A 26,987-nucleotide genomic window follows, 5' to 3' on the forward strand; every position below is an offset into this window, starting at 1 on the left:
TTCTCTATATCACATAAACCAAAATATACCCAAGAATAGAAAGGCAAACGGAGCCAATCATCCCTGCTATAAATGCTTTGCTTCCTAATTTACGGAACGCTTGAAATTCTACATTTAATCCAAGCCCTGCCATCGCCATTGCAATTAGCATATAGGCAATAACGACAATGTAACTCGCCACAAGCTCTGAAACCACTCCAAGTGAATGCACCGCGCTCATCGCTAAAAATCCAAAAATGAACCATGGAATTGGAAGATCACGCCACGACCTTTTTGGCTTTCCGCTCTCGCTCTTTCCGAAACATAGGCCAATTAAAATGGCTACCGGTACAAGCATAGCAACGCGCGTTAGTTTTACAATCACTGCAATATCAACAGATGTACTTCCTCCTGGCGCGGCCGCAGCGATGACGTGTGCAATTTCATGTAGCGTCGCTCCAGAAAAGACACCATAACCGTATGGGGAGAAAGGAATCACTGGATATAATAAAGTATACACGAGTGTAAATATTGTGCCTAAAATTGCAATGATTGCCGCGCCAACTGCTATTTCATCGTCCTTCGCTTTCACTTGCGGTGCAATAGCCACGACTGCTGCCGCGCCACAAATCGCCGTACCGCACGCCGTTAAGATTCCTATTTTCTTATCTACTTGGAATATCCTCGTTAACCCATATACCACAAAGATCGTAAAGGTAATAATAATTACAGCTATCACTAACACCTTTGGCCCCGCCTTCGCAATATCAATTAAATTTAAACGCATCCCGAGCAAAATAATGCCGAAGCGAAGCAACTTCTTACTCGCAAACTTCGTACCTGCAATCGCTTCGGAAGGCAGACCCATTTTCGCTCTCCAAATCATCCCAATTAAAATAGCAATCACTAATTGCCCCATAATATTGAAAAGCGGAAAATTGGCTAAATATTTCGCAGCAATCGCAATAAATAGCGTAATCCCAATTCCTTTCGAAAAACCAAAACGCTTTCTCTTTTGTATAACAACTGTTTCTTCCACTTCGTACCACTCCAATAATCATATTGGAACATGCATGTTCTATCTATTTCCATTATAGAAAAACTTTAATAATAAGTTTAATACCAATATATAATCCCAATCATAAAAAAAACTTATGATAAAATAAAAAGAGTTTCATAATAAAAAATATAAAGGGAGGCATATCATGAATGTCGACATTTTAAAAATATTCGTTACGGTCGTAGAACAACAGCATTTTTCTCATGCTGCGGACCTGCTCAACCTTTCTCAACCAGGGGTTAGCATGCATATTCGTAATTTAGAAAATGAATTTGGCACGATACTGATTCACCGTTCTCCAAAACATGTCCAAGTCACAGAAGCTGGCAATATTTTATATACCTATGCAAAGCAGATACTCTCTCTTTATGACGAAGCAAAGCAGGAAATTAACGACCTACATAACGTTGTAACAGGGACACTCCGCATTGGTGCTAGTTTTACAATTGGCGAATACTTACTCCCTAAAATATTAGCACCCTATGCTAAGGAAAATCCTTACGTCGAAGTGCATACGTTCATTTCCAATACAGAAGAAGTGCTGCAAAGCCTTCGCTCGAATCAAATTGATATTGGTTTAGTAGAAGGACAAGTTGTATATGCCGACATAGACGTAGAACCCTTTATGCAAGATGAAATGAAGCTCATCGTTCCACCAAATCATCCATTGCTTTATATAAATGAAATAAATGAGCAGACATTACAAGATCAAGTTTGGATTTTACGAGAAAGTGGATCTGGAACACGGGCTTATAGTGAGCGCTTTATTCATCAGCATCATTTAAAGATGAAACGATTCTTTACATTTAGTAGTATTCAAAGTGTGAAAGAAGCGGTTAGTGCAGGCCTAGGCATTGCAATCCTTTCTAACTGGACAATTCGAAAAGAATTAGAAGCAAAAGAATTTTTCCATATTGCCCTCCCCAATGAGAAGCTTATTCGTCCCTTCTCGATTGTTCGCGGTAAATATTTTACTCCTTCCAAAGCTATTCAAGTCTTTCTAGACCATGTACAGTCTTTTACAAACAAACTAGTATAAGTGAACGATCATTACGATATCTACGAAGAAAAAGGAATGCTGCCTTCAAAACGCCTCTCCAATGGATATCGTAATTTTGATGAGAACGCTATCGAGAAGGTAGAGCTTATCCAAAGATTGGTTTACATTTAGACGAAACGGCACAAATGCTGTGCTGCCTAGAAATTGAGCCAAATCTTTATGAAATGCAGTAGTATTCTGACACTTTATGAAGAGAAACTGATTGAAGTAACAAGGCAAATTTCCTTATTCTCTACCATTCAAACAAATCTAAAAAGGTACGTTTCACTCCTAAAACAAGCAAAAGAAAAGGAGTGATTCTATGTTCGTTATACACGGAAGTCCCCGACCAAATAGAAATACAGAAACTCTTACACATGTGATAATAGATGGTATTTAGGTAACACAAATTTATCCCGCTATTTTAGAGCAGTCCGATTGGTGAGGGCTCATAATCAGTGGGGGATGAAGCCCCCACTGATTAAAGTTTCACTTTATTTACGTAATTACAATATCCAACCCGTTACAGATCAACGTCATGATACGAAAGGATTTCAATCAGTCAATGATGACTATCGAAGCCTCGTTGAACAAATGCTCGCACATCATACCATTATCTTCGCTACACCGCTATACTGGTATGGCATGAGCAGACATATGAAAAACTTTATTGAACGTTGGTCTCAAAGTTTTCAAGATGCCGCTCTTCCTTTCAAAGAAAAAATGAAATCGAAACAAATGTATGTTGTCATTGTTGGAGGGGATCATCCAACATGAAAAGCATTTCCACTTATTGCTCAATTCCAATACATTTTCGATTTCGTCAGTTCATCATTTACGGGCTATATAATCGGAGAGGCTCATGCACCAGGAGACATTTCTAATGATAAAGGCACAATTGTATAATCAACTATTGAAACAAAACGAACAAATGCGGAAGCTCTGCATCAGCTTCCCTATATTTCAGCAAGATATTTCATATTTCCCAAGAAATAGAGGTGGTTCAACATATTAGCTGGTTTCTTATCACTATTTCGTTTGCCTATAAAAAAAGACCTTCTATTTCGAAGGTCTTTCGCTTTATACAGCTTCTGTATCCCACTGATGATCTTGTTCTACAAATATAATCCCTAATTCATGATGTCCATCTGCATACAATGCCGTTTGCGCAAGACGAAGCTCACCTTTTGTATCAAGTACTTCCAATTTACAAAACGCTCCTGTTGTCTTCGTTTGCAAAGCAGCGTAAAATTCCTCGGCTGTTTTTGGAATCACACCATTTACTTTTGTAATCATCTCTCCTGGCTTTAACTGTAGTTCTGCACCAACAGTATTTGGAATCGTATCTAATACTACTAGTCCAGCTTCACGCGTTGCAAAATAGGCGGGGCGTGTCTCATCGGTAATTCGCTCCTGCATCGCAATTGTAAAGCGTCCAAGCATTGCAGCTCCCATCGCTACAATGGCTAATACATGCCACCAATAACTTGCAATGCCTAAAACCAGCACAATTGCAGCCAATCCAAATACACGTCTTCCTGTAAATAGCAGCGCTTCTCTCGGCTCGTAACTTCTAATTTTCCTCATAAAACCGATTAAAAATGGAACAAGAAATAAAGAGTATGTTTGTGAACCTACTGAAACAATAGGCCACCATGAAAATAGTTGTGTTACAGCGTCACCTGGAACAAGAATAAAGATTGGAACGAGCCATATACGCTTCGATTCATGTAATCCAACCTTTAAACCGCGCTTACTTCTTTTTAACATCGGTGTAGAATATCGGACTGCATTCTTCGAAATTAACCTTCCCTCGATAACGAGCATAATTCCAAGTAAAATCGCAAGTGATACAATAGTATCTTCTTCTCCTGAACCTATTTTCAGCAGAGAGATTGGTATATTCGTAGATAATAAAACAACTGCAATAGCTGCTCCAAATGTGTAGGCTGCCGATAAATATCGATACCAAGCCGTTAATCCAAATATGAGTGTCCAAATCAAAATCATCCATATACTTGCCTCTGATACAACAAGTCCAAGCCCAATTGTTATAATCGATGCAAACAACCCATATCCAATTCCAGCAAATAAAGATGTTCGCAGTTCAAACCAAAGATCATATACTTTAAAAGAAAAATCTTTTCGTTCTCTTAATATACGTAAATAGCCAACAAAAATACTACTTATTACAAATATATAGACAGCAGGATGCGAAAAAAAGCGTCCAACTGCTCGTATAATTTCAAAAGCCCACGCCTCCACGAATTCATTCACCACCATTTATATCATTCTTTCTTTTTATATTAACACAACTAAACAAGCGTTTGTTTAACACGCATAAAAAAACACAGGCATCACATTTTGCCTGTGTTTTTTCTTATTTCGCCATTAATTTTAATGCTGCTTGTAGCTGCAAGTCATTTTCACCAGAGCGAATCTTTTCAATAATTTTATTTTGAATGGCTTCAGCTGTTTTTTTATCAAGCTTTCCCGTTGCTTCTAACTGATTTGCATTTTGGAACGCTTTAACAGCTGATTCTGTTTCTTTGCTGAAATATCCATCTTCACGACCTGGCACATATCCGAGACTTTTCAACATTTGTTGCGCATGTTTTACTTGTACATCATTTGAATTATAAGAAAGTGTCTTTTCAATTTGAATCGGTGTTGCATGATAATAATCTGGTTGCTTCACCTCTACGGTTGGGGCAATCCCTTTTTTATGAATCCAATTGCCATTCGGTGTTAACCATTTAAACATCGTTAATTTAATATTACTACCATCTTTAAATGGAACAGCTTGTTGCACAGTTCCTTTGCCAAATGTCTTTTCACCAACTAAATTATATCCTTCCCCTTCTTTTAACGCACCAGCTAAAATTTCCGAAGCAGAAGCACTTCCACTATCAATTAATACCGAGATTGGATACGGTTTTCTCTCTTTTAATGAAGTATAGAATTTCTTTTTCTCACCATTGCGTTGTTCTACTTGCAACATTGGCTTTTTATCGGTCATGATTAATCCTAAAATATCTTCAACACTCTTTAAATAGCCACCTGGATTACCACGTACATCGATTATCAATCCTGTAATTTCTTTCTTTTCAAGCTCTTTTAATTGATCTTTAAATTCCTCCGCTGTTTTTTCAGAGAACGAAGTAATTTGCATATACCCAATGTTTTTGTCCATTTCCTTCTTCACGGAACTAAATACAGTAAAAATCGGAATCTTATCACGCTTAATTTCAAATTTGATTGGATCAGTGACTCCTGCACGCTTAATTTCAATTGCAACCGTCGTTCCTTTTTTACCGCGAATCTTTAACACAGCCTCTTCACGCGATAAACCTTTTACACTCTTTCCATCTACTGACAAAATTTCATCATTCGGTTTCATACCTGCTTTCTCTGCCGGTGACCCTTTAATTGGAGAAACAATGATTAATTTGTCATCTGTTTTGTTCACTTCTGCTCCAATTCCTTCTAGTTCGGGATCAAGAGCTTCGTTAAACTGTTTTGCCGTCTTTTGGTCCATATACGTGGAATAAGGATCTTTCAGAGTAGATAACATTCCTTGTATCGCGCCCTCCACAAGCTTGTCATCTTTCACGTCTTCCACATAACTCGACTGAATCAATGCATACGCTTCACTCATTTTTGCTAAGTTCTCTTGTGTAGTGCCAGCACGATCGTTTGTTATTGTTCGTGCAACATATGATGGGTTAATACCAAACAGATACATACCCGCAAACATTCCACCAGCACCGATTAAAAATGTAACAATCATTCCAATAATCGCAACTCTACGTTTCAATGCGGAATTCCCCTTTCCAAAACACACAGGTGGTGTAGCAAAAGGCATCACACATTGTGTGATGCCTTTTATCTATTTCTACTATATGATAAGCTTGTACGAATTATGTTTGCAACTTTTTATACTTTTAAGAAGCGACGAATTGACATGACACTTCCCCACATACCGATTAAGGCACCAATTAACACTAACAAGCCTGCTAATTGGAATACGAATGGGTTATATGGTAATAGTTCAAAAATTGTTCCGCCTAGTTTCTCATTAAACATACCTTGTAAAGAGTTGTAAGAAGATAAAATGACGATAATTGGGATAATGGAACCCAAAATACCTAAGAATAAACCTTCTAACAAGAACGGCCAACGAATAAACCAGTTTGTAGCACCTACAAGTTTCATAATTTCAATTTCCGTGCTTCTTGCATAAATTGTAATTTTAATTGTGTTAGAGATTAAGAACATAGCTGTGAATAAAAGACCAGCAATTAACACGATTCCGATGTTACGGCCTGTTTTTACAGTATCAAATAATTTTTCAACTTGTCCTTTTCCGTACTGAACATTACTTACAAACTGCATTTTTTCAATCTTCTTCGCGATTGTCGCTGTATCTGTTGGTTCTTTTGCTTTTACAACGAATACATTTTTAAGTGGATTATCTTGTTCAAATAACTCAAACGTTTTTCCACTATCACCTAAGCTTTTAATTAAACGTTTTAACTCTTCTTCTTTAGAAGAATACTTAATAGAGTCGACTTTTGCAATCTTACTTATATCATCTTCTAATTTCTTTTGATCAGCTTCTTTTGCTGCTGGATCAATGTGTACACGAATTTCTACATCTTGCTCTACTTTCGTTGCAAAATGGTTCATATTCATAATCGCTGTTAAAAAGACACCTACAAGTAATAATGTAACTGTTACTGCACTTACAGAAGCAAACGTCATCCATCCGTTACGGGATAGATTTTTTACACCTTCTCGTAAATGTCGACTAAGGGTTTTAGCCTTCATATCCGTATCCTCCCTCAATCTCATCTCGAACAATTTTTCCGTCTTCAATCGCAATTACGCGATGGCGAATTGTATTTACGATATCTGCATTATGCGTTGCCATGATAATTGTTGTACCACGCTCATTAATGCGTTTAAAAATATTCATAATATCAAGCGCTGTATCAATATCCAAGTTACCTGTTGGTTCGTCGGCAATTACAACCTTTGGTCTATTTACAATCGCTCTTGCAATTGCCACACGTTGCTGCTCTCCACCAGAAAGCTCACTTGGAAGTGCACTTGCGCGATCTTCAAGGCCTACAAGAGTTAATACTTCTTTTACTCGCTCACGGATTGCCTCAGGTTCTTCTTCAATTACTTCTAAGGCAAACGCAACATTCTCATATACCGTTAATTTAGGTAATAATTTAAAGTCTTGGAAGATAATACCTAATTGGCGGCGAAAGTATGGAACATCTCTTTCTGCTAAATTTTCAATTACAAGACCATTTACATTAATAGATCCTGTTGATGGTTTTTCTTCACGATACATCATTTTAATAAATGTTGATTTCCCCGCTCCACTCGGTCCAACTACATATACGAATTCACCCTGCTTAATGGTAACCGTAATCCCAGAAATGGCTTTCATACCATTCGGATACTCCTTATAAACATTCGTCATTTTTATCATTATTTATCACCCAATACTTAATGATTTTTTTCGAAACACTCTTTTTATCTATTTAAAACTTAGAGTAATAGCTCTTACTCCACAATTCTTATGACATCAAAACCTATACAAAATAACAGTGATAAAGCTTTATTCCTTATCACTATCATTACCTTATGTATGTCTTTCATCAAAATTCTACAAATTACATTGTAACATCAATCGGTTTCCAATTCAGATACAATTTTGTTACAGTTATGTTACAGGAGCGAAGAATTGCACTACCTTCAAATGCATAACAAAAAACCCGAGCAAACTCTCGTTTCATACATAAAAAAATAATCTGATGAAAGTTTAAGTCTGCTCGGTTTCTCAATTGTCTCCTCAGTAACTCATTTCTTATTTATGCTCTGCCAACCATTCCGCTACTTTTTTTGCATCTTCACCTTGAATCAATCCCGGTGACATTGATCCGCGGCCCTTTTTAATAATATCTTCAATATCAGCGGCATCATATTTATCGCCTACTTTTCTTAAATCAGGTCCAGTTGCTCCAGATAAATCCTTCGCATGACAACCTGCACAACTCTTTTGGAAAATTTGTTCTGCAGTATCAGTGCTTGCAGATTGATTAGAAGATTTCTCTTCCTCCTTCTTTCCGCATGCCCCTAGGGCAAAAACCAATGATGTTCCTAAGACAACAGCCAACAGTTTTTTTTTCAACTCTATCGCTCCCATTATTCATATTTATTTATCTTTCATATGCACTTATGCACTCATCTGTCATTATAATCATAATCCAAATGAAGAAAAACGAATCTACATAGAATAATTTTAACAATTCCTATAGATATAGCGCTTCTGCCAATTGTTTCAATTCTGTGAACATCTCTACAACTTTATAAAGAAGTTTTTTCAAACAAAAAGCAATCCAAAATCTTGGATGCATTTTCTTCATTTGTATCCTAATTCTTATATTTTCTGCTTTTTACAAAACAATATGTAACCTTGTATGCTAAAAGCAACTCCAGCAAAAAAGAAGTTGCTACTCAACTTCTCCTCCTTTTTCCTACCTATACAGACACAGCCTCTTGTTATCCTCTATTTTCTCTCCGATGTGGGGTATCCAAAAAGACAGTGAAACTTGAGTTTTTGGAGCCCTTTTTTAATTCTCTATCAAAAAACATACATAAGCATCACGCAGTACCTCATGCTAATATTAAAAAATAATCCACCGTTTACATGCCGCATCTTCTAATCAACAATTGAAAGGCTCACATAAGAAAAAACAGTGCAAGAGCACATTTTTCCGTGCGAAATCGGAGTTTTGTATGCTAGCCACTACTGCACTTCATTTTCCTCCACTATAAAAAATAGTAGTTCAGACCATAGTGTGGTGATCTGCGCTACTATTTTTAGTATGCTTTTTAGGAAATACGAGAACGTAAATATGCATCAATAAATGGGTCGATTTCTCCATCCATAACCGCTTGTACGTTACCAACCTCTGTATTTGTACGATGATCTTTAACAAGAGAATATGGGTGAAATACGTAAGAACGAATTTGGCTACCCCAGCCAATTTCCTTTTGTTCCCCACGGATTTCATCTAATTCCGCTTGTTGCTCTTCTAATTTCTTTTGGTACAATTTTGCTTTTAACATTTTCATCGCATGCTCACGGTTTTTAATTTGTGAACGTTCCGATTGACAAGTTACAATCGTATTTGTCGGTATATGTGTAATACGAACTGCTGAATCTGTCGTATTAACGTGCTGTCCACCAGCACCACTTGCACGGTACGTATCCACCTTTAAATCTTCTGTACGTACTTCAATTTCAACTTCATCATTAAATTCAGGTACAACTTCACAAGATACAAATGATGTATGGCGACGACCTGAAGAATCAAATGGTGAAATACGAACAAGACGATGTACACCTTTTTCAGCTTTTAAATAACCGTATGCATTATGACCTTTAATTAACAGCGTCACACTCTTAATACCAGCTTCATCACCTGGTAAGTAATCTACTGTTTCCACTTTAAATCCGCGCTTTTCAGCCCATCTTGTATACATGCGCAATAACATCGATCCCCAGTCTTGTGACTCTGTTCCACCTGCACCTGGGTGCAATTCTAAAATGGCATTATTTTTATCATAAGGATCACTTAATAACAATTGCAATTCGTATTCATTCATTTCTTGTATTAAAGATTTCACTTCAGATTCCAATTCCTCATGTAAATCTTTATCGTACTCTTCTTTTAACAGTTCATGTGTTACTTCTAAATTTTCAAATGTTTCATCTAGCTGACGGAACTTCCCAACCATATCTTTTAATGCATTTGCTTCATTAATAACAGTTTGAGCACCTTGTTGGTCATCCCAAAAGCCAGCTTCCATCATCGTTTCTTCTAATTCTGCAATGCGCTTTTCTTTTGCAGGAAGGTCAAAGAGACCCCCTAAAAGCCGCTAATCTCTTAGCCATTTTCTCTAATTCCTGTCTAATTTCAACTAATTCCATTTCCTTCACCTCTATGCAATTACTGTTACGCTTGATAAAAAAACAAGGGAAACTCTCCCCGCCTTTTCCAGAGAGAGTTTCGCTCTTTTTATTATATGGATATTTCTAAAAACTTTCCATTTTCTTCGCAGAAATGCTTGCTTCAGGATACAAGTTGCTTTTCTTTAATTCAGCTCTGGTGGTCAGAACAGTCGATCATTTCACTGCTTTCTTACGAGTTCCAATGGCCTCTTTTGTTCTGAACGAGCCGCCTCCGCTTTTTTTGATCCAGCTCCGGCCGCTAGAATGCTCGGTGGCTTCACTCCTTCCTCCGAGGCAAAGTGCGCCTCTTTGTCAGGAGTTCCATCCCCCTCCCATTCTGAACGAGCCGCCTCCGCTTTTCTTATTTCCCAACACCGCAGCAGTTTTTATATTTTTTACCGCTACCACATGGACATAAGTCGTTACGTCTAACTTGTTCACCTTTAACAACTGGTTTTTTCTTTGCTTCTTCACCGCTATCTACTGGATGAATTGCTTCTCCTTGTGCCACTTCTTGGCGCTCTAAATTTTGTTCGATTTCCGCTTTCATAATGTAACGAGAGATTTCTTCTTCAATGGAAGCGATCATCGCTTCAAACATCGCAAAGCCTTCCATTTGATATTCACGAAGTGGGTCAATTTGACCGTAAGCACGTAAATGAATCCCTTCACGAAGTTGATCCATCGCATCAATATGATCCATCCACTTCGTATCTACAACACGGAACACAACAACTTTTTCAAATTCACGCATTTGTTCTTCTGGCAGAAGTTTTTCTTTTGCATCATAGCGCTCTAATACTTTTGCCATAATTGGTTCGCTCATCTCTTCTGGGGCAAGACGACGTAATTCTTCTTCTTTAATGTCGCCTTCTTCAAGAAGAGTTGTATTTAAGTAGTCAATAAGACCTTTTATGTTCCAATCTTCTTCCACTTCTTCTTGTGTATGAAGCGCAATTGCACGGTCTACCGTAGACTTCATCATCCCTTCGATGATGCTTCTTAAGTTTTCAGATTCCATTACTTCTTGACGTTGTTTATAAATTACTTCACGTTGTTGACGAAGTACATCATCATATTGTAGAAGCTGCTTACGTGCATCATAGTTGTTTCCTTCTACACGTTTTTGAGCTGATTCTACCGCACGAGAAACCATCTTACTTTCGATTGGTTGTGAATCATCCATTCCGAGGCGATCCATCATCGTTTTCATATTATCAGAACCGAAGCGGCGCATAAGTTCATCTTCCATAGATAAGTAGAACTGCGTCACACCAGGGTCTCCTTGACGTCCAGCACGACCGCGTAACTGGTTGTCAATGCGGCGGCTCTCATGGCGTTCTGTCCCGATAACGGCTAAACCGCCAACTTCTTTTACTCCTTCACCTAGCTTAATATCTGTACCCCGTCCAGCCATATTGGTCGCGATTGTTACAGCGCCTTTCACACCAGCTTCTGCAATAATATCGGCTTCACGCGCATGGTTTTTCGCATTTAAGATGTTATGACGTACACCTTTTCTTGTTAACATTTTTGAGATAAGCTCTGACGTTTCAATTGCTACAGTACCAACAAGGACTGGTTGACCATTTTTATGACGTTTCACAATATCTTGAACAACCGCATTGAATTTGCCTTCCATCGTTTTAAAAATTAAATCGGCACGGTCATCACGAATAACAGGTCTATTCGTTGGAATAACAATAACATTCATATTATAAATGTTGCGGAACTCTTCTTCTTCTGTCTTCGCTGTACCAGTCATACCTGATAACTTTTTATACATACGGAAGTAGTTTTGGAATGTAATTGTGGCAAGCGTCATACTTTCATTTTGAATTTCTACGCCTTCTTTTGCTTCAATTGCTTGGTGTAACCCTTCACTGTAGCGGCGTCCTTTCATAAGACGACCAGTGAATTGGTCTACGATAACAATTTCGCCCTCTTGTACCACATAATCCGTATCACGGTGCATAACAACGTGTGCACGAAGAGCTTGATTAATATGATGAAGAAGTGCTACATGTTTTAAATCAAATAAATTTTCGATATGGAATGCTTTTTCCGCTTTTGTAATTCCATCTTCTGTTAACATCACATTTTTTGTTTTTACATCAAATGTATAATCTTTTTCATTTTCTAATGTACGAACAAATGCATTCGCAAACATATATAATTCTGTTGATTTTTGTGCTTGTCCAGAAATAATAAGCGGCGTACGCGCTTCATCTATTAAGATAGAATCGACTTCATCAATAATCGCAAAATGAAGCGGACGTTGCACGCGCTGCTCTTTATATAGCACCATGTTATCACGTAAATAGTCAAAACCAAGTTCATTGTTTGTACTATATGTGATATCAGCAGCATACGCAGCTTGTTTCTCTTCCCGCGACATACTATTTAAATTAATTCCCACTGTTAGACCAAGAAATTCATGAAGTTTTCCCATTTCACTTGCGTCACGCTGTGCTAAATATTCATTGACTGTCACAACATGAACGCCTTTACCTGCTAAAGCATTTAAATATACGGGTAAGGTAGACGTCAACGTTTTCCCTTCACCAGTTTTCATTTCTGCTATATTCCCTTCATGTAAAGCAATACCACCCATTAACTGAACTGGGTATGGGCGCATACCCAGAACGCGGTGTGCCGCTTCTCGCACAACAGCGAAAGCTTCTGGTAATAAATCATCTACTGTCTCACCTTTTGCCAGACGTTCTTTAAACTCAGCTGTTTTTCCCTTTAATTGTTCATCAGTTAATGGCTTTATAGTCGGTTCAAGTGACTCGATTTGATCTACCATTTTCTGCATACGTTTAATTTGGCGTTGATTTGCATCAAATACCTTTTTTAAAATACCGATCATAGGAAATACGCTCCTCTTTTATTAAAATAACACCTCTGATTGTCTGCTCTCTATATTTCATCAATCAGTCGTGATAAAAAGCAATTTATGTTCTGCCAATTTCTCTCCTAATTTAAAAAACCAAAATGTATAAACCTAATGATAATTGTAACACTTGTTTTATAGCTATGACAACAATCGTCCAAATGTATCCTTTATATAAAATAACTCGATTTTTTATACTATGACAAAAAACGATAATAATACAGGAACAACTGAACAAAAATTCTATAAATCAGTGCTTCCTACAAAATAATAGGCACATTCTATTTCATACAATTCAAAAAAAAAGCGTAGCCTTTGACAGCTACGCTTTTGAATCGTTATTTTGCTTCAATTAATCCATATTTTCCATCTTTGCGGCCATATACGATATTTGTTTCGTTTGTATCTGCATTTGTGAAGACGAAGAAGTTATGACCTAACATATCCATTTGTAAAATCGCCTCTTCAACGTCCATTGGTTTTAAGTCAAATCGTTTTGTACGTACAAGTTCTAATTCATCTTCCTGTACTTCTTCTTGACCTAACTGATCCGGAAGAATAAAGGCAGTTTTAGCAGAACCTTTTTCACGTAACTTACGATTTACTTTTGTTTTATGCTTACGAATTTGACGCTCAATTTTATCAACTACTAAGTCAATTGCAGCGTACATATCGCTATGAGTTTCTTCGGCGCGAAGTAATAAGTCTGTAAATGGAATTGTTACTTCGACTCTTTGCTTGTCAGAGTATACTTTTAAGTTGACCTTCACTTCTGGGAATGTATCAAAATAGCGCTCTATTTTGCTCAGCTTCTTTTCTACATATTCCTTTAATGCTGGAGTTACTTCGATATTTTCACCACGAATGTTGAATTTCATAGATGAATTCCTCCTTTCAAGCCTATGTATATTATTTCGACACCGGCTTAAAAAACCCTTTTCACTTTTTTAAAAAAGTTGTTGAAATTGCAATTTTTATCGTTTTTTGTTGAAAAGATGCATCGTTTCTATTTTCATTTTACCCTATTAACACTATACATAACGAATATAAGTATGGACAATTCGTTACAGAAAAGAAACAACTTTTTGACAATACTTTCTACATAAGGAAAAATCCAATCGATAGCGGTTCTATCTAACAGAATCCATATAACATAAAAAACCCTTGTCACAGCAAGGGTTTCCAATTATATAAACGTTGCCACAATCGCAGCTCTATGTTCTTAAAATCCTTTACAACTTCACAACATTCACCGCTTGCGGTCCACGTGCTCCATCTACAATATCAAATTCCACATTTTGTCCTTCTTCTAATGTTTTATACCCCTCTTGCTGAATTGCAGAAAAATGGACAAAAATATCATCGCCATCTTCGCGTTCAATAAATCCAAATCCTTTTTCTGCATTGAACCATTTTACTCTTCCTTGCATGCTTGTTCCATTCCCTTCACTCTAAAAATCAGGACATTTGTCCTATAGTTTGACTATAACGAATGACAACCTGTCAAGTCAAAGAAGACTTGTCGCCTTTTTATTGTATCTTTCGACATCTACTATCCTCGGCAAAGCGTCAAACTGGATACACTTTGTGCACCTGCATGATATAGTAATTCACCGACTTGCCTCACCGTAATACCTGTCGTATATACGTCATCTATAATTACAAGATGTTGCCCTGTCAAACACTCTTCTTCTTGAAAGTAAAAAGGATTGGCAGCAGCTATCCTCTCTATTCTCCCCTTTTTGCTCTGTTTCTCTGTCTCTTTTCTAGTTAAAGATGTTGGTAAAATAGGAATTGGCAAGCAGGCTGCTAATCGTTCAGCCTGATTAAAGCCCCGCTCATACTCTCGTTCTTTACTAAGGGGCACAGGAATAAGGAATTGTGCATTTGAAAAGTATTTTTGAAATGTCGATACAAAGCCAATTTGAAAAACCTTCACAAGCTCTGCATCACCTCGAAACTTAAACCGTGCTAATATCTCTTTCATTCCATCATTATACACATATGTAGAACGATTCTTTATGAAAGGAAAGCAATTTTCCTCTTTCCATTTCATACAATCTCTACAAATTTCCCCGTACCTATATGCCGGATCAAGAGAAGATAACGGACGACCACAGCCATGACAAAATTCTCCTGTTATATAGGAAAGTTTTCGTTCACATAGATTGCATATGTATCTATCGTGAGACCGAATAAAAAAAGAATACCAACTCGCTTCTTCGGCAATATAATCGTCACAAAGTAAACAGTGCATCAATCTATCAACCCTTCTTGTTTAGCCCTTTTATTCATAAATTGAATATGCTTTTTCGCAGCAGTCATTGCTTTCGTTTTTCCATAATGAAAATAAATGACTTCCCCCTTTGGATTGTGAGAACTTCTACCAACGCGGCCCGCTATCTGAACCAGTGCACTTTCAGAAAAAATATCCTCTTCTGCTCCTAGCACAGCTACTTGTAAATTCGTGACCGTTACCCCTCTCTCCAATATAGTTGTAGTTATGAGTAGTGGTATATCCCCTTTACGAAATGCCTCTACTTTCTCTTTTCTCATTGGATCTTCTGCATGAACACCAGCAATTTTATGATGTAATCTTTGTAACACAGCCGTTACTTCCTCTACATAACAAATATGAGGAACAAATAAAAAGATAGGATAATGTTTTTGTAGATATATAAGAAGCCAGTCCAATAGAACTTGAGGAATTTGTTTACGTCGAAGTAGTTTTCTCCAATTTCCACACCATTTTAATTTAGGAACCGGTAATGGATGGCGATGATAACGTCCTGATATAATAACACCTTTTTGTTTACCATTTTGCACACTCTGTTTCCATTTCTCTTCTGGAGTTGCTGTTAAATAAATATAGGAAGCATCCTCCTTCGCCGCTTTTCTTACGGCCTCATGTAACATATGATCCATCGCATACGGAAAAGCATCAATTTCATCTATAATCATGACATCAAACGCCCTATAATAGCGAAGCAACTGATGAGTTGTAGTTACGATAAGCATCGCTTCTTTTTCATATTCTTTACTGCCTCCGTATAATGTCGCAAATGGTATATCTGGAAACACTTCTTGTAGTCGTGGAGCTAATTCTAATACAACATCTTTTCGAGGCGTCGCTATACAAACTCGCTTACCGTTTTTAAGCGCTTCATCTATGCCAGAAAACAACATCTCCGTTTTTCCAGCACCACATACCGCCCAAATAAAAAAGGACTCTTTCTGTTTAATTGCTTCTACTACCCCTTTTGCAGCCCTATTTTGCCCCGGTGACAATACTCCTTTCCACTGCAAGGCATGAGGAAAACATTCTTGTTTCCCTTCGCAAACACTTCGAACAAGCATCGTACATTCGCTTACTCGTCCCATCATAATACACTTCCGGCAATACGCACATACTTGATTACACCTTTTGCATAAAAATGATGCAAATAGACGTTTCTCTTGATTCCCGCAACGTTGGCATATATAATTGGAACTTTTTCGAACAATCCCTTTTTCTAATACAATCTCCCCTCTACTTATGAAATCGTGCAACTGTTCTTTTGACCATGAAAGTTCATGCAATAACATTTGTCTTCCTTTTTGTATCATTAGACATCCCCCCTTCTCTACTTTACTTCCTTGTCGTAACACTGTAAAAAATCAAAAAAGCCGATAACCTACTTATAAAATAGTAAGCTATCGACTTTATACACATGTTTTATATGTTACAAATCTTAGAATCTACCATAACCTAAGAAATGTTTTTGATTGTAACTGCTGCTTAAGCTAGAGTATGCAATACCTTTATCACCAGCATGAATCATTTGTCCATTACCAACATAAATACCAATGTGAGATGGACCTGCTTTGTAAGTACCTTGGAAGAATACTAAATCTCCTGGTTGTGGACTGCTTACTTTAGAAACAGAGTTCCAGTAACCAGCAACATCTTGACGACCTACTCCATAAACATAAGAGATGAAACCACTGCAGTCAAAACCACCGTTTGATGGAGATGCACTTCCCCAAACGTATGGCATACCTAAATATTGCTGTGCTTTACCAATTACACCAGGAGCTGGAGCTGGGTTTTGCGCAGGAGTTGGAGCTGATTTTTTCGGTTCTTTTTTAGGCTGTTCTTGCGGAGCTGCTTGTTGTGTTTGAGCCTCTGCTACTTGTTTTTGAGCAGCCGCTTCTTGTGCAGCCTTTTCTTTTTCTTGTTCTTCTTTTTCAGCTAATTGTTGTAAATATAACGCTTGCTTTTCAAGCTCTTTTAATTGACCTTCTGTACTTGTCATATTTTTTACAACAGTGTCCATTTTAGCACTTAATTCATTTACCGCTTCTTGTTTTTTTGCTTTTTCAGCATCAAGCTCTTTCTTTGCTGCTTCAATTTTTGATTGTGCTTCTTTCAGCTCTTTTTGCTTTTGCTTAACTGTTTCAACGTCTCTTTTCACAGCTTCTTGATCGCTTTGTTGCGTTTTCATAATATCTTCATCAGATTCAAAAATTTTAGAAACTGAAGTTAAACGATCTACTAAATCAGCAATGTTCTTAGAGTTCACAACAACCTCTGCTACAACGTTCGTATTTGGTTGTTCTTGAAGTGCTACTAAACGTTTTCTCAGCAATTCTTCACGTTTAGAAATCTTTGTTTGTAACTCAGCAATATGCTTACTTTTCTCCTCAATTAATTGCTCTGTTTCAGCAACTTTTTTTGTTGTTTCATCAAGCTTCGCTGTATTCTCTTGAACAGACTTATCTAAGTTTTGAATCGTTTTATTTAAGTCATTCATTTGCTTTTGAAGCTCATCACGTTCTTGTTGTTGTTTATGTAAAGTATCATTTTGTGCATTAATTTGTGTTTTTACGTCATCAATCTTTTCTGCGAATACATTTGGTGCTACCACTGAAAACATCATTCCTGCAGCCAATGCGCAAGATGCCATCTTTAGCTTTTTCATTTTGTTTTTACACCGCTTTCTTTTCCGAATATAATCTATTAAAACTTATACCATAATTCGGCAGTTTTTTTGTCAATGTTACGTTTTTGTAAAATAAATGTAATATTCTTTCGAAAATCCAAGCACAAACCAGCTCTAATTCTATATGTATTTGTAGAATCTTAAGAAAAAACATCGTTTTTTTATATAATTGTCATCTATTTGTTACAGAAAAAACGTAGGATCGCCCTACGTTTTTTCCAGTATACAAAGCATTACTTAACTTACTTTTATTTCACCCATTTTTCAGCCCAATTTTGAACCTCGTTCATAACACTCTCCAGTGCTTTTCCTTTATCAGTTAGTCCGTATTCAATTCGGACAGGTACTTCTGGATACACATTACGAACAACAATGCCTTCGCTTTCTAATTCCTTTAGACGCTCTGACAACATACGATCGCTCATATTCGGGATAATATCAGCGATTTCTCTAAAACGCTTCGGCTCTTCTAATAAAGATTTAATAATTAACCCCGTCCACTTCTTACTAAGCAGTGTGAAGGCCGACTCGAACTTTGGACATAAGCAAGAATTATGCTCCATATGTTTCACCTCTCTTTTATTGTAATATAGTTTCTTATAAAAAGTAAGCAATAAAACTTTCTTCATTTTAAATTATGTACATTTTATCATTCCTAAATATTTACTTGTCAAATAAAGCGGGAATTTAATCCGCATTTTTCCCTCACCACTGCTAACTAGTCTTCTCAAATTGAGGACCTACGAACAATAAAACTTCCATTTCCAAAATAGAAATAAATGGTAGGATGAACGGACATACCAATCCGTAAAAAAACTCTCTTCAAAAAAGAGAGCTTTTACATTTTTTATTTTGTATACCAACCTAAGCCAATCGAGCCTTCTCCTAAATGCGTACCAATAACAGCTCCAAAATAGCTAGTTCGAATTGTAACATGTGGATATTTCTCTTGCAATTCTTGCTTCCATGCCTCTGCTTCCTCTTCACGATTTGCATGAATAATAACAGCTTCCATTGGCAGCCCTTTACTCGCCTGCTCATCAAAGATTTCAACAATGCGCTTTAATGCTTTTTTGCGCGTACGAATTTTTTCAAAAGGAATAATAACTTTATCTCTAAAATATAATATCGGCTTCACTTGAAGTAAGCTTCCAATAAACGCTTGCGCACTATTCAAACGACCGCCTCGTTGTAAATGATGTAGATCATCCACAACAAAATATGCATCAATCGTCTTTTTCATCTCATCAAATCGCTTTAAAATCTCTTCAGGTGTCTTGCCTTCACGCGCCATTTTTGCCCCTTCACGAACATAAAACCCTTGCACTTCACAACTGATTTCAGAATCATATGCGTACACATCAATACCCTCGACCATCTGTCCAGCTGTTGTCGCTGTTTGATATGTCCCACTAATCCCACTTGAAAGATGGATACTAATAACAGCATCATATTCTTTTGCTAATTCTTCAAACAGCTCGACAAACTTTCCGATTACCGGCTGAGAAGTCTTTGGCAATTCTTCTTGTTCACGTACTTTCACATAAAAATCATCAGCTGTTATCTCTTCTTCCTCTTGATAAGATGTTGTTCCGAAAACAACATTTAATGGAATCATGTGTATATTGAGTTCTTCACGAATATGCTTTGGTATATATGCTGTACTATCAGTAACAATAGCTGTTCTCATTTTCGTACCTACCTTATAAAAATTTTTTATTCCGCTATTTTAGGGCAGTAAGACTCCCACCTCAAGGTTCAAAGAGTAACAAAGAAGATAGGTGGGAGTAGGAATGCCCGTAACAGCCCGATTGGTGAGGGCTCATAATCAGTGATGGATGAAGAACCCCCCACTGATTAAAGTTTCACTTTATTTCTAATTTTACACGAAAACTAGAAAAGGTGCATTAATGTATGAAAATGCTGGTTAAAAATTATAATAAAAGCATCAACAAATTACAATAAAAACATTAAATCTCCGCCTAAATTTACGATATATTTTTAAAAAATGTTTGAATCTAAAAACGCTCCCTTTTACAATGTAAATACTAGTGATTCCGAAAGATAGGGGCGTATATCATTGTTATTACAATATTTAACAATCAAAGGCTACGGTGAGCACGAAATTGTCATTCAAAAATCAAGATTTATCTGTTATATTAGCCGAGCCAAAACTGAAGAAGAGGCGCAAGCATTTATCCAAAAAATAAAAAAACAACATTGGAATGCGACGCATAACTGTTCTGCTTATTTAATCGGCGAACAAGATCAAATTCAAAAAGCAAATGATGATGGCGAACCGAGCGGTACAGCTGGCGTTCCAATGCTAGAAGTACTTAAAAAACGCGGTTTGAAAGATACCGTCGTTGTCGTTACACGTTACTTTGGTGGTATTAAACTAGGGGCAGGCGGTCTCATTCGCGCATACGGAAAATGTACAAGTGAAGGGATTAACCATGTAGGTATAGTCGAACGAAAACTAATGCGTGTGATGAAAACAGAGATTGACTATACATTACTCGGAAAAGTTGAGAATGAATTGCGCCACTCTGAGTATGCCATCAAAGATATACAGTACTTAGAGAACGTAACGTTTGCTACGTATGTAGAAGAAGATCAGAAACAAAACTTTACCGATTGGATGATTGAACTAACAAATGGGCAATGTACAATTAAAGAAGACGATATGCTATACCTCGAACAAGATGTCCCACAATAAATCTTGTTCTGAGTGACAAATATAAAAGACTATTCTAACTTCCATTATGGAAATAGAATAGCTAAGATTATAACCTTACATTAAAAGGAGATTATATATGGAAGATCGTTATCATCATCTCCAAAAAAGAAGAGTAAAAAAGAAACGTAGACGTAAATTGGTTCTCTTTCTTATTTTTGCATGCCTATTTGGCAGTGTAGGGCTATACTTTCTTAATTCTTACTCTTCACTTATGGAAATGTATAATGGCTTTACACGCGATAAATCCAAGTTACGTGCAGAAGATGTAGAAATCACAAAAACTCCGTTTACCGTTCTTATTATGGGGATTGAAGATTATGCAACAGATGGGCAAAACGGTCGAACGGATTCCCTTATGTTTGCAACCGTGGATCCGAAATCTAAAAAGGTCTCCCTCATGAGCATTCCACGTGACTCACGGGTAACGATTGCAGGAAAGAATAGAAAAGACAAAATCAATGCCGCACATGCTTATGGCGGAGAAAGTATGGCAATAGACACTGTTGAAAACTTTTTAGAAGTTCCTGTTGATCACTATGTAAAAATTGACTTTAAAGGATTTAAAGGAATTGTCGATGCAGTGGGAGGCGTTACTGTCGATGTCCCATTTGATTTTTGGGAACGTTCCGATACGAACTATGATAAAAAAATCCACTTTAAACAAGGAAAGCACGATTTAAATGGGGAGGAAGCTCTTGCTTATGTTCGCATGCGAAAGCAGGATCCAAATGGAGATTACGGCCGTGCCGCAAGACAGCGTCAAGTACTTGCTGCTGTTATACACAAATTGAACTCTGCATCAACCGTATTTAAAATTAAAGATTTAGCAGATGTCGTTGGAAAATATATAAAAACTGATATACCGATCTTTGATGGGCTTGCTGTTTACAAGAAATTTTCTGATTTCGATCCTTCTCATATCGAAACGTTAAAACTAGAAGGAGAAGACAAAAAAATAGATGGAATCTATTACTTCATTCCAGATGAAATAAGCATGCAAGTTATTCGTAATTCGATTAAGAAAAATATCGGAAAAGCTGATGAACAAACAGAATCAACAACCGATACAAACGAAGGAACAGCAGAGCAAAATAAAGATGCAAACAAAAATACATCTTCACAATCAGGTGCAAATAATGAGGAGAAACCTGCTGCAAACAAAAAAGTACCAGAGTCACCACCCTCTACAAATGCGCATGCAGAGTGGATTATGCGAAATCATCAATAAAAAAGAGCCGATGCTATAAAATGTACCCTATAGGATAGACACTTAAAAAAAGGTCTATTCTATAGGGTATTTCTTGTATAATGAGAGAAAAATGAGAATCGGAGACATTTCAAAATGACGAAAAAACTATTTACAGAAAAAGAAATTGAAATACTATCAAAAAATCGATACGTAAAATCGGTCAGCCCAAAAGGAATTACTTATACCGACGAATTCAAGCGTATTTTCATTAAAGAAAACGAAAAAGGAAAACCCCCTCGCATTATTTTTGAAGAATGTGGATTTGATGTAGAAATCATTGGCATACAACGTGTTATATCATCAGGAAATCGGTGGCGTACTTCCTATAAGAAAGATGGTGTATTTGGTCTAAGAGATACGCGTAAAGAAAACTCAGGAAGAAAGCTAGAGAGAGAACTTACATTAGAAGAGAAATATGCGCGTTTGGAAGCGGAACGAAACCTATTAAAAGCTGAAAATGAATTGTTAAAAAAGATAAAACTTATGGAAGGGAGGATGAGAAAGAACTAACGTTACGACCTAACCAAAAATATATGTTAATTCGTTCTATTATTGAAACATACAACCTCAAAACATGGATATGCAGAACAAAAAATATCCGTTTTCTGGACCCCTTTTCTATAATTCTTAGTACATACTAAAAGGAATCTTATTTCCAAAACAGAATAGTTATATTTTAAAATTACTTTTGTATTTTTTAGAGGAGGTGAATTAATGTTAAAATTTATTTGGGCAATTGCATTCGCTCTAATTATATTCTTTTTAGTGCGCGGTACGTTTATACCATATATAGCTTCTAATGAAAATATTGTAGCTTTGTTTGTAATTTTCACAGTAGTTATTATTAATTCATGGATTATTGACTTAATAAATCGTTTATATAAAAAGAAAACCGAACTAGATAAATAGTCTAGTTCGGTTCTCTTTTTTATCTTGTATATTTCATAACTTTTGTATCAGTGTATACTTTCTTACCATTTTTAATTGTATCCGTTACTGTTTTTACATAATGGTTAACAGCATCGATATCTCTGTATGCTTCAGTATGATAATACGTAACAGAAGGTTGATTAAAATACATTAATCCGCTTGCGACTACTTGTGCTGTAACCTGTACTGGTTTCCAAGGAATATAAGAAGATAATCCATTTACTAAAATAAGTCCTACATTATAACTGTCTTTATTAATTCTATTGCTTGAATCTTTACTACTAGCATGTTTCCAATTGAAACTACCATCAGCAATAATTACTCCCTGCGTATTACTTGTACGAGTTTCAGTGCCTGAAACCTCTCTATTAATAACGTTTTCATTTTCATCAAATTTTACTGTTTCGCTGTATAATACTTCAAAGTCTGCATTTGAAGTATCCAAAGGTGATGTTACACCTGCAAATTTTGCGGATGAATTAGCAGCTTCAGGTGCTGTAGGCGAATCTGCATATGCATTACCTGCACCCCATCCAGTACTAGCTAACATTCCACCAACTAGTAACATTGGGATTGTTTTTTTCTTTAATAAATTTTTATAACCCATAATAACATCTCCATTCTTTTGAAAATTTATGCTAATTTACCGGTATTTACTAGCACACCCCTGATAATAGACTATAAAATCCAAAAAATAAACAATATTCAGATTAAAGTTTTCACAAAACAATTCGACAAACCTTCTTAAAACCATGTCATTACTGGATTAAGAATGATTTTTATATAAATAATCCTATCTTTACAATCTAACAATTTACCGATAAATTTACGTCAATTGATAAAAAATATTTTAAAAATTCCGAATTGTATTTATAAAGTTATTTTTTACAACTTATTACAATTAAACTTTGTTATGATTGATTTTATATAAACTAAATAAAGGAGATTGCGATATGAGAATTCTGAATAATGAGAAAGTTACAAAATTATTAAATGAATGGTATAAAGTTATTCTATCTAAGCAAATAACAAAAGCAACAAGAATGAAAGAAGAAGTTGATGAAAAGATTAGTGTCTTAATGGTCGAACAAAACCGAGATCTACAAGATCAAAATCTCTTATTGTATTATTCCCTATTGGATTATAGTTATAAAGTGTTAATAAATAAATCATATGTAACTCGTAGTGATTTTGATGCAGTTGAAAAACTTACAACAAAAACTATTGATGAGTATTTAAAATACTACTACCATTTCTATAAAGCTGTGCATAACACCATGATTGCTAACTATATGGAAGCTATGGAGCAATTTGAAGAAGCTGAACGACTTTTAGAGTATATTCCTAATGACATTGAAAAAGCTGAATTTAATTATAAACTTGGTGAACTATATTACCATCTTCAACAACCTTTATTAACAATTAAGCATGTAATGAAAGCAAAAGACATATACAAAAAACATGAAGATTATGTAATAAATCAAATTGAATGCGATACAATCCTGGGGTTGGCAAGTGTCACTTTAAGTCAGTTTGAACAAGGCGAAGAACTTTTTGTTAAATGTTTGGATATGGCTAAAAAACATAACTGCACTCGACTAATTACCTTAATTCAGTATAACTTAGGTTTCCTTTATGCAAAACAAGGTATATCCGCAACTGCAATTCGACATTTAATGGATGTATATAAATCTGAAAAACCATATCATAAAACTGTATTCTTACTGGCTCGAGAACATTTCAAAGTAAATGAAATTGAAAAAGCACAAGAATTTTTGACTGAAGGCTTTGAATTAGCTGATGTTGAATATACACATCATTTACGAATACTTCGAGCACAATATGATGAAAATTATAAGCAGAATCTAGAAACAACGATTGCAGATGGGCTAGATTACTTTGAATCCCAAAAACTTTATGGCTTTATTGAAGAGTACTCTGGAATTTTAGCGAAAAAACTTTATCAAGAAGGTAATCATGAGAAAGCTAGCCAATATTTTAATATATCTTATGATGCTAAAGAATTGCTTCAGAAGGGAAGTGCGTTAAAATGAAAAAAGTACTAATGGGATTTGTTAGTTTTGCTGCTGTTTTAACTATTGGAAGTTTTGCAGAATCTTATACATCACAAGCTGATCATGGTAGACCGCCTGCACCACAACGACCAGATTATGTTTCTAGTTATGAAGATAAGGCACATGGAAATACTGGAGTGGTTGCTCTTGACCATGGTAGACCGCCTGCACCAGCATACGAATACGGTGATGTTTATACTGATCATGGAGAACATATTTAAATACCTAAAAAAGAGGACGCTGTGGGAGGGCACTGAAAAACTCCACTTCATAAGAAAGAGGATCCCACCACCTACTATATAAAGGTTATGGGATCCTTTTTAATTTCAACATATTGATAAAATGCGTGTTATTTTCTCAAAGTAACCACTTTTTCAGTGGCCTCCGCTGTGGCGCCCTCTTTTTTGTAATATCATACATTACGACCATATTAATATATTAATTTAGAAATAACATAAGTAGCAGTAGGAAGAAAAAACATAAGTGATAATGTTCCATAGTACCAAATACGATCTGATTTACATTCTTCAATACCAAACCACTCATTTAATCTCTGGCACTTTTTCGCAAAGAATGAGCGGATTGTTCCGAACAGTTCCTTTTTACTACGAGTTTGTGGTAGAATAGGCTCACTAGTAGTTAATTTGAATAGGGTATTTGACATTGTTAAATCATCCTTTCAGATTTTCAAAGTGTAGAGAACGCTCTTTCGTGCCGGCAAGCTGTGAAGAGCGTTCTCTTTTTATATTCGGTTGTAATTACTCTTTTTCGAAATTACCGCCCTTACCTAACTTAGGACGTTTTCTTTCAACTTTTTTAGGCTCTACTTTTTCTTCTTTCATTGGAGAAATAATAATAGAACCACTTGTATGCATGTATTGTCTAATAGCACGAACCATTTCAGCTTTTCTATTACGTGGTAAAGATTCTAACCACTCTTTAATGTCTTTATCTAATACATCATCATAAGACAGAAGGTATGTCTTATTCGCCATCTTCTTCGCCTACCTCGAATTTACCGTATCTGTAGAAGCCCTCCACGTTTGCAGTTTGGCTTTCTTCTAATTTTGTTACTTTACCAATCCATTCTTCCAATAACTCATGGAATGTATTCGCGCCACCACCAGAAACTAGCACTTCATCAAAACGGTCAAATGTTTTCCATGCATTATTTACTCCGTTTACGATAAAATCATAAACTTCTTTAATAGATGCAGTTTTTTCATCATTAAAATCAATTGGATCCATACGCTTTGAAGCTTGGTAAGCACCTTCTTCAAATACTTTTTCTAATTTATAATCATTAATAGTTGCACTTGTTTCTTTTTTAATTTTAGCTACGATTGGTTCATAAACATCATGCATTCCTTTTGGAACAGAAGTAGATTCTTTTTCACGACGCAGCATAGAGATTACATCTAAATCTTGTTGTACCAGTTCCGATATCAATAATACCTACTGTCATATCTTCATAAGTATCATCTGCAACAAATCCATCTTCATCTAAATAACGGCTCATAACTGTTCCTACCGGTTGAGCAAGAACAATAACATCTACAACATTAATCGATACTTTTTTACCATTCACCTCAAGATCATGAGCTCCTTGATAAACTTCTTTAATTTCATCAACGGCTTTTGTTCCGATTTCCTGGCTTGGAACGCCCGTTATAACTAAGATTTCATCATAACTTTTCACATTTGTTTTAGCAGCCATTTCAGCTAATGCAATTTTTGATAGAGTTTTATACTGATTAGTTTTATAACGATTTTGTTGAGCGTATGTGTTTAAAGTATTGTTCACTTTAATTATGTCATCGCCCCAAACATATTCTGTTCCTTCAACTTTATATGTTTTAAGCTTCATCTTACCACCAGACAATGCTTCTCCTACATTAGAAGAGAAATATGCGCGTTTGGAAGCGGAACGAAACCTATTAAAAGCTGAAAATGAATTGTTAAAAAAGATAAAACTTATGGAAGGGAGGATGAGAAAGAACTA

General features: G+C 36.2%; 26 protein-coding genes and 3 pseudogenes. 9 read left to right on the forward strand and 20 right to left on the reverse strand.

Annotation, left to right across the window (positions count from 1 at the left end; all coding sequences use genetic code 11):
• Positions 1-4: 4 nt before the first annotated feature.
• The gene (locus MR059_RS15300) at positions 5-1,018 is read right to left on the reverse strand and encodes a YeiH family protein (RefSeq protein ID WP_012096169.1); all 1,014 of its coding nucleotides are present in this window, start codon (positions 1,016-1,018) and stop codon (positions 5-7) included.
• Between the two features lie 166 nt (positions 1,019-1,184).
• Between MR059_RS15300 and MR059_RS15305 the strand changes: the two genes are divergently transcribed.
• From MR059_RS15305 to MR059_RS15315, 3 genes and pseudogenes are all read left to right on the forward strand, one after another.
• On the forward strand, positions 1,185-2,078 hold the full coding sequence (locus tag MR059_RS15305; RefSeq protein ID WP_012096170.1) for a LysR family transcriptional regulator: 894 nt from the start codon (positions 1,185-1,187) through the stop codon (positions 2,076-2,078).
• Positions 2,006-2,396, forward strand: a pseudogene (locus tag MR059_RS15310) (MerR family transcriptional regulator). The gene MR059_RS15305 and the pseudogene MR059_RS15310 overlap by 73 nt, the downstream one beginning before the upstream one ends.
• A gap of 4 nt (positions 2,397-2,400) precedes the next feature.
• A pseudogene (locus MR059_RS15315) lies at positions 2,401-3,009 on the forward strand (flavodoxin family protein); the annotation flags it as partial.
• A 149-nt stretch (positions 3,010-3,158) separates the two neighbouring features.
• On the opposite strand, the gene MR059_RS15320 reads toward MR059_RS15315, so the two are convergent.
• The 14 genes from MR059_RS15320 to MR059_RS15385 all read right to left on the reverse strand — a co-directional run bounded on the left by MR059_RS15320 (position 3,159) and on the right by MR059_RS15385 (position 19,681).
• Positions 3,159-4,361: a PDZ domain-containing protein gene (locus MR059_RS15320; RefSeq protein ID WP_041810123.1), complete on the reverse strand. Its 1,203-nt coding sequence runs from the start codon at positions 4,359-4,361 to the stop codon at positions 3,159-3,161.
• A 97-nt stretch (positions 4,362-4,458) separates the two neighbouring features.
• Positions 4,459-5,895 carry a S41 family peptidase gene (locus MR059_RS15325; protein ID WP_012096172.1) on the reverse strand — a complete coding sequence of 479 codons (1,437 nt, stop codon included), beginning with the start codon at positions 5,893-5,895 and terminating at the stop codon, positions 4,459-4,461.
• 119 nt (positions 5,896-6,014) lie between these two features.
• A complete protein-coding gene (gene ftsX / locus MR059_RS15330) occupies positions 6,015-6,908 on the reverse strand; it encodes a permease-like cell division protein FtsX (protein ID WP_012096173.1) in 894 nt (297 codons plus the stop codon).
• Positions 6,898-7,584, reverse strand: a complete 687-nt coding sequence (ftsE, locus tag MR059_RS15335) for a cell division ATP-binding protein FtsE (protein ID WP_012096174.1) — start codon at positions 7,582-7,584, stop codon at positions 6,898-6,900. The genes ftsX and ftsE overlap by 11 nt, the downstream gene beginning before the upstream one ends.
• 378 nt (positions 7,585-7,962) lie before the next feature.
• Positions 7,963-8,286: a cytochrome c551 gene (gene cccB, locus MR059_RS15340; RefSeq protein ID WP_041810127.1), complete on the reverse strand. Its 324-nt coding sequence runs from the start codon at positions 8,284-8,286 to the stop codon at positions 7,963-7,965.
• Positions 8,287-8,990: 704 nt separating this feature from the next.
• Positions 8,991-10,092 (reverse strand): peptide chain release factor 2 gene (gene prfB, locus MR059_RS15345; RefSeq protein ID WP_109090158.1). Its coding sequence is split into 2 segments (ribosomal slippage): positions 8,991-10,019 and positions 10,021-10,092, totalling 1,101 coding nucleotides; the frame shifts between segments, so codons are not numbered across the junction.
• 382 nt (positions 10,093-10,474) lie between these two features.
• Positions 10,475-12,985, reverse strand: a complete 2,511-nt coding sequence (secA, locus tag MR059_RS15350; RefSeq protein ID WP_012096177.1) for a preprotein translocase subunit SecA — start codon at positions 12,983-12,985, stop codon at positions 10,475-10,477.
• A 362-nt stretch (positions 12,986-13,347) separates the two neighbouring features.
• Positions 13,348-13,887 (reverse strand): ribosome hibernation-promoting factor, HPF/YfiA family, encoded by a 540-nt coding sequence (hpf, locus tag MR059_RS15355; protein ID WP_012096178.1) that lies wholly within the window; start codon positions 13,885-13,887, stop codon positions 13,348-13,350.
• A 354-nt stretch (positions 13,888-14,241) separates the two neighbouring features.
• A complete protein-coding gene (locus tag MR059_RS15360) occupies positions 14,242-14,439 on the reverse strand; it encodes a cold shock domain-containing protein (RefSeq protein ID WP_012096179.1) in 198 nt (65 codons plus the stop codon).
• A 122-nt stretch (positions 14,440-14,561) separates the two neighbouring features.
• Entirely contained in the window at positions 14,562-15,266 is a 705-nt protein-coding gene (locus MR059_RS15365) for a ComF family protein (RefSeq protein WP_012096180.1), read from the reverse strand.
• A complete protein-coding gene (locus tag MR059_RS15370) occupies positions 15,266-16,612 on the reverse strand; it encodes an ATP-dependent helicase ComFA (protein ID WP_109090172.1) in 1,347 nt (448 codons plus the stop codon). Before MR059_RS15370 ends, MR059_RS15365 begins: the two co-directional genes overlap by 1 nt.
• Before the next feature lie 128 nt (positions 16,613-16,740).
• Positions 16,741-17,970, reverse strand: coding sequence for a C40 family peptidase (locus tag MR059_RS15375; protein WP_012096182.1), 1,230 nt, complete (start codon positions 17,968-17,970; stop codon positions 16,741-16,743).
• Positions 17,971-18,239: 269 nt separating this feature from the next.
• Positions 18,240-18,554 carry a winged helix-turn-helix transcriptional regulator gene (locus MR059_RS15380; RefSeq protein ID WP_012096183.1) on the reverse strand — a complete coding sequence of 105 codons (315 nt, stop codon included), beginning with the start codon at positions 18,552-18,554 and terminating at the stop codon, positions 18,240-18,242.
• A gap of 284 nt (positions 18,555-18,838) precedes the next feature.
• The gene (locus MR059_RS15385; RefSeq protein ID WP_242161887.1) at positions 18,839-19,681 is read right to left on the reverse strand and encodes a DegV family protein; all 843 of its coding nucleotides are present in this window, start codon (positions 19,679-19,681) and stop codon (positions 18,839-18,841) included.
• Positions 19,682-20,071: 390 nt separating this feature from the next.
• Between MR059_RS15385 and MR059_RS15390 the strand changes: the two genes are divergently transcribed.
• From MR059_RS15390 to MR059_RS15405, 4 genes and pseudogenes are all read left to right on the forward strand, one after another.
• On the forward strand, positions 20,072-20,710 hold the full coding sequence (locus tag MR059_RS15390; RefSeq protein WP_012096185.1) for a YigZ family protein: 639 nt from the start codon (positions 20,072-20,074) through the stop codon (positions 20,708-20,710).
• Between the two features lie 97 nt (positions 20,711-20,807).
• Positions 20,808-21,959, forward strand: a complete 1,152-nt coding sequence (locus tag MR059_RS15395) for an LCP family protein (RefSeq protein WP_012096186.1) — start codon at positions 20,808-20,810, stop codon at positions 21,957-21,959.
• A gap of 114 nt (positions 21,960-22,073) precedes the next feature.
• A pseudogene (locus MR059_RS15400) lies at positions 22,074-22,579 on the forward strand (HTH domain-containing protein); the annotation flags it as partial.
• A gap of 115 nt (positions 22,580-22,694) precedes the next feature.
• Entirely contained in the window at positions 22,695-22,889 is a 195-nt protein-coding gene (locus MR059_RS15405; protein ID WP_041810129.1) for a hypothetical protein, read from the forward strand.
• 19 nt (positions 22,890-22,908) lie between these two features.
• On the opposite strand, the gene MR059_RS15410 is transcribed toward MR059_RS15405, so the two are convergent.
• Positions 22,909-23,517, reverse strand: a complete 609-nt coding sequence (locus MR059_RS15410; RefSeq protein ID WP_012096187.1) for a hypothetical protein — start codon at positions 23,515-23,517, stop codon at positions 22,909-22,911.
• 346 nt (positions 23,518-23,863) lie between these two features.
• Between MR059_RS15410 and MR059_RS15415 the strand changes: the two genes are divergently transcribed.
• Positions 23,864-24,964, forward strand: coding sequence for a response regulator aspartate phosphatase (locus MR059_RS15415; protein ID WP_176371964.1), 1,101 nt, complete (start codon positions 23,864-23,866; stop codon positions 24,962-24,964).
• Positions 24,961-25,206, forward strand: a complete 246-nt coding sequence (locus MR059_RS15420; protein WP_012096189.1) for a hypothetical protein — start codon at positions 24,961-24,963, stop codon at positions 25,204-25,206. The genes MR059_RS15415 and MR059_RS15420 overlap by 4 nt, the downstream gene beginning before the upstream one ends.
• 209 nt (positions 25,207-25,415) lie before the next feature.
• On the opposite strand, the gene MR059_RS15425 is transcribed toward MR059_RS15420, so the two are convergent.
• The 4 genes from MR059_RS15425 to MR059_RS15440 all read right to left on the reverse strand — a co-directional run bounded on the left by MR059_RS15425 (position 25,416) and on the right by MR059_RS15440 (position 26,867).
• Positions 25,416-25,649, reverse strand: a complete 234-nt coding sequence (locus MR059_RS15425; RefSeq protein WP_210351850.1) for a hypothetical protein — start codon at positions 25,647-25,649, stop codon at positions 25,416-25,418.
• 94 nt (positions 25,650-25,743) lie between these two features.
• Positions 25,744-25,980, reverse strand: coding sequence for a hypothetical protein (locus tag MR059_RS15430; RefSeq protein WP_210351851.1), 237 nt, complete (start codon positions 25,978-25,980; stop codon positions 25,744-25,746).
• Complete coding sequence (locus tag MR059_RS15435; RefSeq protein ID WP_242161888.1) at positions 25,970-26,392, reverse strand: acetate and sugar kinases/Hsc70/actin family protein; 423 nt, start codon at positions 26,390-26,392, stop codon at positions 25,970-25,972. The genes MR059_RS15430 and MR059_RS15435 overlap by 11 nt, the downstream gene beginning before the upstream one ends.
• Positions 26,379-26,867: a ParM/StbA family protein gene (locus MR059_RS15440; RefSeq protein ID WP_242161889.1), complete on the reverse strand. Its 489-nt coding sequence runs from the start codon at positions 26,865-26,867 to the stop codon at positions 26,379-26,381. The genes MR059_RS15435 and MR059_RS15440 overlap by 14 nt, the downstream gene beginning before the upstream one ends.
• Between the last annotated feature and the right edge of the window lie 120 nt (positions 26,868-26,987).

Source organism: Bacillus cereus group sp. BfR-BA-01522 (genome assembly GCF_022662635.1).
Taxonomy (GTDB): domain Bacteria; phylum Bacillota; class Bacilli; order Bacillales; family Bacillaceae_G; genus Bacillus_A; species Bacillus_A cytotoxicus.